Annotated in this window: 13 protein-coding genes; 3 read left to right on the top strand and 10 right to left on the bottom strand. The window is 33.1% G+C overall.

The window, feature by feature from the left end; translation table 11 throughout:
- Positions 1-145: 145 nt before the first annotated feature.
- Together COI44_RS06905 and COI44_RS06900 are read left to right on the top strand one after the other, a co-directional pair.
- Positions 146-598, top strand: coding sequence for a MarR family winged helix-turn-helix transcriptional regulator (locus COI44_RS06905; protein ID WP_098427255.1), 453 nt, complete (start codon positions 146-148; stop codon positions 596-598).
- Positions 599-624: 26 nt separating this feature from the next.
- Entirely contained in the window at positions 625-1044 is a 420-nt protein-coding gene (locus tag COI44_RS06900) for an organic hydroperoxide resistance protein (RefSeq protein ID WP_097976564.1), read from the top strand.
- A gap of 54 nt (positions 1045-1098) precedes the next feature.
- Here COI44_RS06900 and COI44_RS06895 read toward each other — a convergent pair whose 3' ends face one another.
- The 5 genes from COI44_RS06895 to COI44_RS06875 are packed head-to-tail and all read right to left on the bottom strand — an operon-like array spanning position 1099 to position 5530.
- Complete coding sequence (locus tag COI44_RS06895; RefSeq protein ID WP_179887035.1) at positions 1099-1878, bottom strand: ABC transporter permease; 780 nt, start codon at positions 1876-1878, stop codon at positions 1099-1101.
- A 13-nt stretch (positions 1879-1891) separates the two neighbouring features.
- A complete protein-coding gene (locus COI44_RS06890; RefSeq protein ID WP_098427253.1) occupies positions 1892-2614 on the bottom strand; it encodes a phosphate ABC transporter ATP-binding protein in 723 nt (240 codons plus the stop codon).
- Between the two features lie 60 nt (positions 2615-2674).
- The gene (locus tag COI44_RS06885) at positions 2675-3475 is read right to left on the bottom strand and encodes an ABC transporter ATP-binding protein (protein ID WP_098427252.1); all 801 of its coding nucleotides are present in this window, start codon (positions 3473-3475) and stop codon (positions 2675-2677) included.
- A 4-nt stretch (positions 3476-3479) separates the two neighbouring features.
- Positions 3480-4532 (bottom strand): FecCD family ABC transporter permease, encoded by a 1053-nt coding sequence (locus COI44_RS06880; RefSeq protein ID WP_142329236.1) that lies wholly within the window; start codon positions 4530-4532, stop codon positions 3480-3482.
- Positions 4529-5530, bottom strand: a complete 1002-nt coding sequence (locus COI44_RS06875; RefSeq protein ID WP_098427251.1) for a FecCD family ABC transporter permease — start codon at positions 5528-5530, stop codon at positions 4529-4531. Before COI44_RS06875 ends, COI44_RS06880 begins: the two co-directional genes overlap by 4 nt.
- Before the next feature lie 169 nt (positions 5531-5699).
- On the opposite strand from COI44_RS06875, the gene COI44_RS06870 reads away from it, so the two are divergent.
- Positions 5700-6659: an ABC transporter substrate-binding protein gene (locus COI44_RS06870; protein WP_098427250.1), complete on the top strand. Its 960-nt coding sequence runs from the start codon at positions 5700-5702 to the stop codon at positions 6657-6659.
- Positions 6660-6765: 106 nt separating this feature from the next.
- Here the strand turns inward: COI44_RS06870 and COI44_RS06865 are convergent, their stop codons facing one another.
- The 5 genes from COI44_RS06865 to COI44_RS06845 all read right to left on the bottom strand — a co-directional run bounded on the left by COI44_RS06865 (position 6766) and on the right by COI44_RS06845 (position 11916).
- Positions 6766-7305 (bottom strand): GNAT family N-acetyltransferase, encoded by a 540-nt coding sequence (locus COI44_RS06865; protein WP_098427249.1) that lies wholly within the window; start codon positions 7303-7305, stop codon positions 6766-6768.
- Between the two features lie 236 nt (positions 7306-7541).
- Positions 7542-8243, bottom strand: coding sequence for a response regulator (locus COI44_RS06860; RefSeq protein ID WP_098427248.1), 702 nt, complete (start codon positions 8241-8243; stop codon positions 7542-7544).
- The gene (locus tag COI44_RS06855) at positions 8209-9843 is read right to left on the bottom strand and encodes an ATP-binding protein (protein ID WP_098427247.1); all 1635 of its coding nucleotides are present in this window, start codon (positions 9841-9843) and stop codon (positions 8209-8211) included. The genes COI44_RS06860 and COI44_RS06855 overlap by 35 nt, the downstream gene beginning before the upstream one ends.
- A 69-nt stretch (positions 9844-9912) precedes the next feature.
- The gene (locus COI44_RS06850; RefSeq protein WP_420488132.1) at positions 9913-11418 is read right to left on the bottom strand and encodes a tripartite tricarboxylate transporter permease; all 1506 of its coding nucleotides are present in this window, start codon (positions 11416-11418) and stop codon (positions 9913-9915) included.
- A gap of 45 nt (positions 11419-11463) precedes the next feature.
- Entirely contained in the window at positions 11464-11916 is a 453-nt protein-coding gene (locus COI44_RS06845; RefSeq protein WP_098427246.1) for a tripartite tricarboxylate transporter TctB family protein, read from the bottom strand.
- Between the last annotated feature and the right edge of the window lie 40 nt (positions 11917-11956).

Raw genomic sequence — 11956 nt, 5'->3', positions numbered from 1 at the left:
TCCACTCCAAATTTACTCAATTATTAATCAAAATAAATAAATTGGTAAAAAATAATAGTTATTATCACTTGCAAAATTATTTTCTATCAATTATGATTGTGTCATATTAAGTTGCGCACAACTAATATAGAAGGATGTTGATCGAATGAATAAAGAAAATCAGCTTTTGCTAGAAAATCAGGTATGTTTTTCAATTTATGCTTGTTCTCGAGAAATTACTAAGTTATATCGTCCAATCTTAGATGGGATCGGTATTACGTACCCGCAATATCTTACATTGCTTTCACTTTGGGAAAAAGACCAACAAACTGTGAAAGAACTTGGGGAGACACTTTTTTTAGACTCAGGTACGCTTACACCAATGCTAAAAAGGATGGAATCTGCGGGACTAATTTCCCGTAAACGTGATTCAAATGATGAGAGAAAAGTATTTATTACACTAACTGAAAAAGGTACTAAATTAAAAGAAAAAGCTTTCTGTATACCCGAGAAATTTTTAAAGGAAAGTAATACCACTAAAGAGGAACTTTTAACAGTATTAAATCAAACAAAAGCTTTATTAAAGAAAATTCAATCTGCAAATGAAGATAAAAAATAGATCATTTTTATTAAGGAGAGAACATAATGGAAAAATTATATACTGCTACAGCAACTGCAACAGGTGGACGCGACGGAAGAGTTATTTCATCAGATGATTTTATTAACTTATCACTTAAACCACCAGTGGAATTAGGCGGACCAGGTGGAGCAACGAATCCAGAACAACTTTTTGCGGCTGGCTATTCAGCTTGCTTTGACAGTGCATTAAATTTAGTAGCTCGCCAACAAAAAATTAAATTAGAATCTACATCAGTTACTGCAAACATAACAATTGGTAAAGACCCTGCTGATGGAGGATTCAAATTAGCTGCTCAACTTGATGTAAAAGTGCAAGGTGTTCCAACAGAAGTAGCTGTAGAACTAGTAAAAGCAGCCCACGGCGTTTGTCCATATTCAAAAGCAACTAGAGGAAACATGGATGTACAATTAAGAGTAATCGGATAATATTTAGCATAATGGGAGAAGGAAAAGTTTTTAATTACCCCTTCTCCCTAATCCTTATTCTTGTTCTATTATCGTTTCATATTTTAATGAATCGTCTTTTGTGAAGAATTTTCTATAGGATAGAAGTGTTGAGGAGAATACACTAATCGCAATTGCGCCAATTAAAATACATTCTATTAGCAATTGATATTTAATCGCATATAAAGGACTTATTCCAGCAAAAATCATTCCCGTCATCGAGCCTGGTAAAGTAACAATTCCGACAGTTTTAGCTCGATCAATTGATGGAATTAAAGCAGCTTTAATTGAATTTTTTATGACATTATTTGAAGCTTGTTTAGTTGTTGCCCCTAAGCATAATGCAGCTTCAATTTGATTTTTACTTGCCTGAATTTCTGCCCTAAGTCTTGTTAAAGCTAAGCTATTTGCATTCATTGATGTACTAATAATCATACTTGAAATCGGAATAACATACTGAGCTTTCAACGCAATTTTGTTTGCTATCAATACGACTCCTAAAGAAATCATGACGCCTAGCAAAATACTAATAAATGAAATAAAAAATGCTCCTTCAATTTGTTGTGACCTTTTACTCGAAGTATAAGCACCGAATAAAATCATACAAAATAATATAATGATGACAATTAAAAAATGCTCAATTTGCAGTATGTATTCAAGTACATACCCCATTATCATTAATTGAATGACGGTCCTTACTGAAGAAACGCCAATGTCTTTTTCAACACCAAGTTTTTGATAATAGGATATTCCGATCGCAATAATAATTAATAAAAATGTCAGAGATACTCCAGTAATATGCAAATTACCTTCCATCATTTCACCTCTTTTAAGCAATTGTAGAAAGAAAATTTTTCCCTAATTCTGTGCTTGGGTTATTAAAAAACTCATTAACTGTACTCACTTCTACTAATTTACCGTCAATCAGTAACCCTACTCGATCAGCTATTTGTTGAACTAGATCCATATTATGTGTAACAAGAATAATCGTTAAATTTTCTTCTCTTTTTAAAGTTACTAGAAGCTCCTGAATATGTAGAGTCGATTGTGGATCTAATGCTGAAGTAATTTCATCACATAATAAAATAGTTGGTTTCATGGCTATTGCTCTTGCGATCGATACTCTTTGCTGTTGACCAATCGAAAGTGTTGAAGCATTCCGATCAAGTAATTTTGTCTCTAATCCTACTTTTTCTAATAAAGATTTCGCTACTGTTTTGGAATCTGTCTTATCATAGCTACCGTTTAATTTGATTCCAAACAAAATATTATCCTCAACGGTTCCTTCAAATAATGAAGGAGTTTGTAGGATCATTACTGCACTTTTTCTTAAACTTTGAGGTGTCATTTTGTATATTGATTGTCCATTTAAATGAATTTCACCTTTGCTAATCGACTGTAATCGATTTAATGTCCGAAGTAATGTCGATTTCCCCGCACCCGAAGTTCCAATCAAGCAAAAAATTTCACCCTTATTCGTTTGAAAATTAATGTTTTTAAGGATCGAACTTCCTAGAATATCTACACTTATATTGTTAATTGATAAGGTCATTTTATCTCACCTCTTGCTAAATGAAAGGTGCCCCATCCAAGGACACCTTTTTAAAATTAATTAAATTATTTTTCTTCCTCGCCCATGAGGTATGCAAAGTGGCGTTCCGAATAATGGATCCTTCACAATATCGCAGTTCATACAGAAAACGTCACAGATTAAGTTCTGATTAATGATGTTTTCTGGGTCTCCTTCTGCGTAAACTTTACCATTTGAAATTGCAACAACGTTGTGTGCATATCGACATGCTAAGTTTATATCATGTAGTACCATAACAATTGTACGCTGTTCTTTTTCATTTAATTCGTAAAGTAAGTCTAAAATCTCGATTTGATGTGTTAAATCCAAATATGTTGTTGGTTCATCTAATAAAATAGTATCTGTGTCCTGAGCCAATGTCATCGCAATCCAAGCACGTTGACGTTGTCCACCAGATAAAGAATCGACTAATTGATCCTTTAATTCGTACATATTTGTCATTTTTAAGGCATGATTTACTTTTTCTTCATCTTCTTTTGACCATTGCTTTAACCAAGTTTGATATGGATATCTTCCTTGTTTTACTAATTGAAAAACAGTTAAACCTTCAGGTGCAACAGGACTTTGGGGCAGGATTGAAAGATTGCGTGCAATTTCCTTTGTAGGTCGCTTACTTATTTCTTTACCATCAAGTAAGATGGTTCCACTTTTTGGTTGTAGTAATCTTGCAAGTGAACGAAGCAATGTTGATTTTCCGCAGCCATTAGCTCCAATTAAAACTGTGATTTTTCCTTTTGGGACTTGAAAATTTAATTCGTTTATAATTGTACGATCATCATAAGATAACGTTAACTTTTCTGTTTCGATTGCGCTCGTTGACATCTTATCACCTTTTTCCAGTCTTAAATAATAAATAGATAAAATATGGTGCACCAATTACGGCAGTAAATACACCAGCAGGTATTTGAATTGGACTAAACACCGTTCTTCCAATTGTATCTGCTACCAATACCATGATGGCACCGATGATTCCAGATAATGGTATCAATGCACCGTAAGAAGCACCAACTATTTTCCGAGCAATATGAGGTGCAATTAGTCCAACAAATGCGATTGCTCCTGCAAATGCAACTGCACCAGCTACTAATGCTGTACTTATAAATAACAAGATTAATCGATTTTTTTCTACTTGAACACCTAAGCTTGTTGAAACTTCATCTCCAAGTTGTTGCGTATTGATATGTCTAATAAACGATAAAGCTAACACGATAAAAACTAGCGTCCAGACTGTAATGATTTTAACCTGTTGCCAGTTCGCTCCATAGACGCTACCAGTTAACCACATATTCGCTTCAGTTGCCCTAAAAATAGGTCCAATAATCATAAAGAATGAAGTTGTGCTCTGAGCTAATGCTGAAAATCCAACCCCTACTAAAACTAATCTTAATGGCTTTAATTCCCCATCCTTATAAGCAAAAGCATAAACAAATACTAAACTTATGATGGCACCGATAAATGCCGCTAATGGTAGCCATTTTATACTTATTGTTAATTGATTTGTACGATTATCACTAAAAATAGCTAAAAATAATACAACGGCAGCACCTGCTCCACCTGTTATCCCAAGAATATCTGGAGATGCTAGTGGATTTCTAACTAACCCTTGAAGAATTGCCCCAGCAATCGCTAAAGAAATCCCAGCAAAAATTGCAATGAAGATTCGTGGCATTCGAAATGCTTGAATAAATAATTCATCTATTTTTTCACCTTCACCAAAAATAACAGATAATACTTTTGGAATTGCGATGTAACGGTCACCTAGCGTTAAGCTCACTATAAATGAACTAATCAGTAAAAGAAGAGCAATTATTAAAACGGAAAATGATCGCTTATTAAATAGTAGTGAAAAGTACTTGTTTCTTAATTTGATCATGTTCATTTTACAGTACCGCCTTTTCTTGCTAAGTAAATAAAAAATGGTGCACCAATTACTGCAGTCATAATACCAACTGGCGTTTCTTCTGGCATTAAAATGTAACGAGATCCTACATCAGCTAAAAGGAGTAAAATTGCTCCGAAAATACCACAAAACGGAATCATCCAGCGATAATCATTTTTAACGAACATTCTAACTATTTGAGGGACAATTATACCAACTAATCCTATTGGTCCTGCTATACTTACAGCACCACCGGCTAGAATGATGACTAATACGACTAATGTCGTTTTTAACAAAGCAGTATTTTGACCTAAAGCTCTAGATACATCTTCTCCTAACATGAATGTATTAATCTTTCCACCAAGTGCAATTGACACTACCCAAGCTATTACGATATATGGTAGTACCATCTGTAAAGAATCAAGTGAACGCCCTTGAACTGAACCAGCTAGCCAAAATAGTACTTGCTCTAATGCCACTTCATTAGTTACTAGTAAGCCTTGGGTTATTGAGCTAAACATAGCTGCAATTGAAACACCAGCTAAAGTAATTTTTAATGGTGTCGCTCCGTCTTTCCCTATTGAACTTAACCCAAATACGATTACCGCTGATAATGTAGCTCCTATAAATGAAAGCCATATAGTCGCATTAGGTGATTGTAAATGAAAAAAAGTGATACTAAGTACAATTAACATCGAGGCACCAGCGTTAATTCCTAGAACGCTTGGTGATGCTAGAGGATTTTTAGTTAAAACTTGCATAAATAAACCAGCGATTGCTAAACTTGCTCCTACTATTGAAGCAATGATCGCTCTTGGAACTCGAACATTTTGAATAATTAACTGTTCATTAGACCCATCAAATTGTGTAAATGAATGAATTAAGCTTGTAAAACTAGTATCCGCATATCCTAGTAAAATACTAGAAAAAAAACAAATTACTAATAATAAAAAACAAGCTACTAATACAATAACTCTTGATCTTGGATGAATAAGCATTTTATATCTCCTACTATTCTATTCTCTTTTATTAGTCTAAATGATATGAATTATCAAGTCAATGAGAATGATTTTCATTTTCTTATTGACTTCTAATCAAATCTTAATCTATAATACTATTTGTCAAGATAAATGATAATCATTATCAACTATAAAGGGAGACCATTCTATGAAAAAACTAAAATTTTCTTCACTAATTGCTTTATTCATTGCAGCAATTATGGTATTAGGTGCTTGTGGCACAAAAAAATCAGACGAAGCTTCTGGTAAAGAAAGTAAAAAAGCAAATACAATTACAATTGAGCATGCAATGGGTACGACAAAAGTACCTGTTAATCCAAAAAGAGTTGTTATATTAACAAACGAAGGAACTGAAGCTTTACTAGCACTAGGTGTGAAACCAGTTGGTGCTGTTAAATCATGGACAGGGAACCCTTGGTACGATCATATTTCAAAAGATATGGATGGCGTAGAAGTTGTAGGTGTGGAAAGTGAAGTTAACCTTGAGAAAATAGCTGGTTTAAAACCAGATTTAATCATCGGAAATAAAATGCGTCAAGAAAAAGTGTATGAGCAATTAAGTGCAATTGCACCAACAGTTTTTGCTGAAACATTACGTGGAGATTGGCAAGAAAATTTCAAATTTTATGCAAAAGTTTTAAACAAAGAAGAACAAGGCAAAAAAGTATTAGCTGATTATTCAAAACGTGTCGATGACCTAAAAGCTGAATTAGGCGATAAAGTAAATCAAAAAATTTCAATGGTGCGTTTCATGGGTGCTGATGTACGAATCTATCACCAAGATACATTCTCTGGTGTAATTCTTAAACAATTAGGATTCCAACGTCCAGAGGAACAAAATGCTCCTGATTTTGCTGAAAGAGGCGTAACAAAAGAACGTATTCCAGCGATGGATGGAGATTACCTATTCTACTTTACGTTTGATGACGGTAAAGAGTCTGGATCTAAGCTTGAAAAAGAATTTACAGAAGACCCTTTATTCAAAAAGTTAAATGCTTCTAAAAATGGACATGTCATTAAAGTAAATGATGTTACATGGAATACTGCAGGTGGAATCAAGGCTGCTTACTTAATGTTAGATGATATTGAAAAGACTTTTACTAAATAATAGAATTTAAAAAGGTTTACCTTTATTGTCAGATCGAATGACAATTTAGGTAAACTTTTTTTGTTAAAGTCGGTATTTAGCTAATTTCCATTCCTGCTATACTTGCTTATCCCGCTTTCCCTGCATCTTCAGCATTTCCTGCAATTAGCGTAAGCATCATATGCTCCTGGTCCCAATATTCATTGTTAAATTTTAAACTATTAGGTGTTTTAGCAAATGTTTTGAATCCTAGTTTCTCATACAGTTTTTTTGCTGTTTCATTACCTTCTACGATATTTAATGTAAGTTGTTCAAGTCCAAAGCTTTTTGCTAAGTGGATCGCTTCTTCAATTAAAAGATAGCCTGCCCCCATTTTTCGAGCGCTAGGAGAAACATAGACAGACTCAATTTTCCCTTTATGCTCTGCTTTAACTTTTTCAAATGTTTTTAAAGTTGCTACTCCAATTAATTGACCTTTGTCAGTAAATGCACCGATCGTATAGTTTTTATCTTGATCCAATATTTCTGCTTTGTATTCAATAGGGTCATCTTGATCAAGTATTTCATCCATAGTTGTAATAAAAACTTCAGGATTCTCTTTTAAACCTTCTAAACGAATATTAAGATAGATTTCAGCATCTTCTTTAGTTAATAAACGTATTTTCATAAATATCCCTCCGTAATTCTTGCAAAGTATATTTTATATAACAAATGGAAGGTTTTCAACGCTTTCAAAAGCTAGACTCTAGTAAACTCACATTGTCATAAATTTGTAAAAAACATAAAAAAACGCTTGTATACCAAGCGTTTAGCTAATTCTCTTTTCATGATTTTTCTCAATTCTTGTTACAGAAATGTTAGGTTTGTCATAGTCATTAAGTAAATTTTACTAAATCAAATAATCTAGTTTTTTATCAAATATACTCTTTCCGGCCTACCAATCGTTCCATACGCTAAATCGGCTAATACTTTTCCTTCAGATACTAGATATTCTAAATATCTCCGGGCAGTAGTACGACTAACGCCAATTTCCAGTCCTATATTCTCAGCAGTCATACCGTTATGAACTTCATTTATCACAAATAACACCTTATCTAAAGTAAGCTTATCAATACCTTTAGGGTATATACTTTGCTCTTCAATCATCGAATTATTTTTTCCGATTAAACCATCTATTTCTTCCTGAGTTAGATAAGCACTTTTGGATTGTAGGCTTTGTACTTTATTTGAATGATTTACATAACGAATTAGAGACTTTTTAAAACGATCAAAAATGACTGGCTTAATAATAAAATCAAATACACCATAATGTAAGGCCTTATTAACTGAATCGATTTCTTTGGAAGCTGTAATCATAATAACATCTGCCAAAATTGAATTTTTCTTCATCCATTGTAAAAAATCTAAACCATTCATATCCGGAAAATACACATCTAATAATACTAGCTGCGGTTTGATAATCTCAATTAAATCAACTGCTTCTTGGTAATTTGTTGCAATACCAATTACACTAAACCCTTCTATTCTTTCAATGAATCGCTGATGAATTTCTGCAATTCTACTATCATCTTCAACTATTAACACTTCTATTAAATTCTTTTTCATCGTATCTGTTACTCTCCTTTTGGCGTTTCGGAATGGCAACAATAAATGTAGTTCCCCCATGTTCGTTTGAATGAAAAGTAATTTGTCCGTTTAATTTATGGAGCAATCTCTGGACTAGGTGGAGTCCAATCCCTGAATTTTTAGATTGCTCCTTAGTAGATATACCATATTCAAAAATCTCATCGATTAATTCCTCAGGGATACCATTTGCATTATCCTCAATTTCAATCACTAAATCTTCACCTAAATCAGTAAGAAATAGTGAAACAAGCTTTTCTGATTTATTCGTTTCTAATACTGCATCGAATGCGTTATTTAATAGATTTCCAATTATCGTTATTAAATCTTCCCGATTTATATCTTTTGAGACATCTGCAAAACTACTATTATAATCAATGTTAAAATCTACTTTTAACTCATTAGCTAAACTTATTTTGCCTAATAGAAGTCCTGCTACAACTGGGTCTGAAATTTCTTCCATAATAAAATGGATAATATTTTGAGTTATATTTGATTCCTTTGAAATTAATTCAATCGCTTCTTGATAGGATTCAAGCTGAATTAAACCTAAAATAGTATGCAACTTATTCGAATATTCATGTGCCTGTGCTCTAAGGCCTTCTGAATATGCTTTTATTTGCGATAGTTCATTTAGCAATTTATTCAATTCGGATTTTTCCCTAAAGGTTGTTACTGCTCCAACAATTTTAGAATTCACTCCAACAATCGGTATACAATTAATAATCATTACTTTTTCGTTTATTAAAAACTCTAAATCATAAATTGGCTTACCAGTTTCAACTACTTTCTTCAGTTGCGAATTATGCAATATGTCTTCTATTTTTAGTCCTCTAAGCTTTATATTATTAGGAATAGAAAGTACTTTATGTGCATTTTCATTTACTACCGTAATCTCTCCATATTCATCAATCGCAATGATCCCTTCATGAATCGATTCTAAAATTGCGTTTTTTTCTTTGTACATCCTTCCAATTTCTTTCGGCTCCAATCCGAATATCGATTTTTTAATATTAAATGAAATTAAAAAAGCTACCCCTATTCCAAGTAATAATATGACAATACTATTTTTTATTAGTTTTTTACTAAACGCTTTTGCCTCGTGATCGATATCCTTTATTAAGTAGCCTACAGAAACAACTCCAATTACATTGCCATTATCATCAAAAATAGGAGTTTTTCCTCTTAAAGAAGGGCCGAGTGTACCAGTCGATTCCGATACGATTTCCTGTCCCTTAAATACTTTATCATTATCTCCTCCAACCATTTTCTTCCCTATTAGGAATGGGGTTGGATGTGAATAACGTACTTCATTTTTATTTCCAACAACAATAAATTCTGCTCCAACTTTCTTTCGGATCTTTTCAACGATTGGCTGAATAATTCCAGATGGATTTTCACTTAAAAATGCTTCGCGGACTTCTGGCATATTTGCCACTGTTTGAGAAATAGCTAATGCCTTTAGTCCCTTTTCATGTTTGAGGTTTTTTAGAAACATTTCTTGAGATACTATTTCAAAAACACTACTAATAACTAAAATGAGAACAGAAATAAAGATGATTAACTTATAATGTAAACGCATAAAATTTCCCCTTCTATTTTTATAATAATCAAAAAACTCCTTTTATTAAAGGAGTTTTGTTAGAATATTTTAAGCTTCTACATTAATAACTACTTCTTTACCCTTCAATTTAATAATAATTGGAATAAGAATCCAAAGTACACCAATTATTAGAAATACTAATGAAATAGGATGAGTAAAGAAAATACTATAATCACCATTTGATACAGTTAAAGCTCTTCTTAAATTATTCTCAATCATTGGTCCTAAAACGATACCTAATACTAGTGGTGCTATTGGAAAATCATTTTTAGAAAGGAAATATCCAAAAATACCACATGCTATTAATAGAAGTAAATCATTTACAGATACCTGTACGGCATAAACACCAAATATTGAAATGGCTACAATTAGTGGCAATAAGTATTTCTTTGGCGTTTGAATAATCTTTGCAAATATTTTTACTAAAGGCATGTTTAAGATAATCAGCATTACGTTACCAATAAACATACTCGCAATTAACCCCCATGCAACATCAGGATGTTCATCGAAAAGAAGTGGTCCCGGTTGTATGTTATACATCATTAAAGCACCCATTAGGATTGCAGTTGTTCCTGAACTTGGAATACCTAAAGTTAATAAAGGAATCATCGCTCCCCCAGATGCGGCATTGTTTGCTGACTCAGGAGATGCAACTCCAGCAATTGTACCAGTTCCAAACTTTTCTGGCGTTTTACTAACTTTCTTTTCTAAAATATAAGCGAAAAATGAAGCTAAAATAGCACCCGCTCCCGGTAATAAACCGACGAAAAATCCTAAAACAGAGCCCCTAGCAATCGGTGCTACACTTTCTTTTAATTCTTCTTTAGATGGTAATAAATTATTAATCTTTGCCATCTCACCATCTTCAACTTCATTTTCAATAATTGTTTTAAATACTTCACCTAGCGCAAATAATCCTACCGCTACTGTTAAAAATTCTAACCCTTGATATAGCCATGGAATGTCATATGTAAAACGAGAAACGCCTGATACGGAATCAATTCCAATTGTAGCTAGTAGTAATCCGAAGATCGTCATAATTAATGCTTTTGTTACTGACTTTCCTGCTAGTCCACTTACTGCACATAAACCAAGAAGCATTAATGAAAAATATTCAGCTGGACCGAACTTAATTGCTAATGCCGATAATGGTTTTGCTAATACGATCAGTGCAATAAGGGTAAATATTCCTGCTACAAATGAACCAATTGCTGCGATTGACAAAGCACTTCCCGCTCTACCTTTTTTAGCCATTTGATAGCCATCTAAAGTCGTCACCACCGATGAAGATTCACCTGGCGTGTTTAATAGAATTGATGTAGTAGAACCTCCATACATAGCACCATAATATACACCAGCTAATAATATAATTGCACTGCCCGCTGCTTGCTCAGGTCCTAAAAAACCAGTTACAGAAGCAGTAACAGGTATTAATAAAGCGACCCCACTCATTGGCCCAATACCAGGTAATACCCCTACTGCTGTACCAATTAATACTCCGGCAAAAGCAAACAATAAGTTGTACCATGTAAATGCAGTTTCAAATCCCTGCATTAAATATTGAAAAGTACTCAAGTTAATAACTCTCCCTTCTATTTTCTAAAACCAAATTGACCAAACTGGTAAAGTTCCTTTTAAAACATCGACGAAAATAAAATAAATAATGAGTGAATAACCTAATGAAATCGAAAGTGATTTTAACCAGTTTCCACGCTCCATTGTTTGAATTGCTACAATTAAGAATAAAAACGAACTAATAATAAAACCGATTTTCTCAAGTAAAATTGCATAAAGAATTGCTGAAACTAGGATGATAAAAAATTGCTTATAATTATATTGAACTGCTTCCTTTTCTTTTCCCTTATAAGAAAATGTTTCGTAAAATAACCTACAGCTTAATATAGAAAGCGCACAGCCAAGTATAAATGGAAAAACGTTCGGTCCAACTACACTTCCATAAGCAGTGGCTGCTATACTCCGACTTTCTATAATAAAAGTAATACCTGTAATAAGAAAAATGATTGCTGCTAATCGATCAAATTTTTTATTCATGTATCTCACCTCTTTATGTTCAGTAATGGAAAAGAAGGAG

Origin of the sequence: Bacillus sp. AFS088145 (assembly GCF_002564465.1) — a bacterium.
Lineage (GTDB): Bacteria > Bacillota > Bacilli > Bacillales > Bacillaceae_G > Gottfriedia.
Note: the sequence above shows the minus strand (reverse complement) of the source record. Positions and strands in the feature narration are given on the sequence as shown.

Bases quoted from the DNA above. Each gene is read 5' to 3' on its own strand.
- COI44_RS06845 (WP_098427246.1), bottom strand. From the start codon at position 11,916: ATGAATAAAAAATTTGATCGATTAGCAGCAATCATTTTTCTTATTACA.
- COI44_RS06895 (WP_179887035.1), bottom strand. From the start codon at position 1,878: ATGGAAGGTAATTTGCATATTACTGGAGTATCTCTGACATTTTTATTA.
- COI44_RS06900 (WP_097976564.1), top strand. From the start codon at position 625: ATGGAAAAATTATATACTGCTACAGCAACTGCAACAGGTGGACGCGAC.
- COI44_RS06865 (WP_098427249.1), bottom strand. From the start codon at position 7,305: ATGAAAATACGTTTATTAACTAAAGAAGATGCTGAAATCTATCTTAAT.
- COI44_RS06905 (WP_098427255.1), top strand. From the start codon at position 146: ATGAATAAAGAAAATCAGCTTTTGCTAGAAAATCAGGTATGTTTTTCA.
- COI44_RS06860 (WP_098427248.1), bottom strand. From the start codon at position 8,243: ATGAAAAAGAATTTAATAGAAGTGTTAATAGTTGAAGATGATAGTAGA.
- COI44_RS06855 (WP_098427247.1), bottom strand. From the start codon at position 9,843: ATGCGTTTACATTATAAGTTAATCATCTTTATTTCTGTTCTCATTTTA.
- COI44_RS06875 (WP_098427251.1), bottom strand. From the start codon at position 5,530: ATGCTTATTCATCCAAGATCAAGAGTTATTGTATTAGTAGCTTGTTTT.
- COI44_RS06890 (WP_098427253.1), bottom strand. From the start codon at position 2,614: ATGACCTTATCAATTAACAATATAAGTGTAGATATTCTAGGAAGTTCG.
- COI44_RS06870 (WP_098427250.1), top strand. From the start codon at position 5,700: ATGAAAAAACTAAAATTTTCTTCACTAATTGCTTTATTCATTGCAGCA.
- COI44_RS06850 (WP_420488132.1), bottom strand. From the start codon at position 11,418: ATGCAGGGATTTGAAACTGCATTTACATGGTACAACTTATTGTTTGCT.
- COI44_RS06885 (WP_098427252.1), bottom strand. From the start codon at position 3,475: ATGTCAACGAGCGCAATCGAAACAGAAAAGTTAACGTTATCTTATGAT.
- COI44_RS06880 (WP_142329236.1), bottom strand. From the start codon at position 4,532: ATGAACATGATCAAATTAAGAAACAAGTACTTTTCACTACTATTTAAT.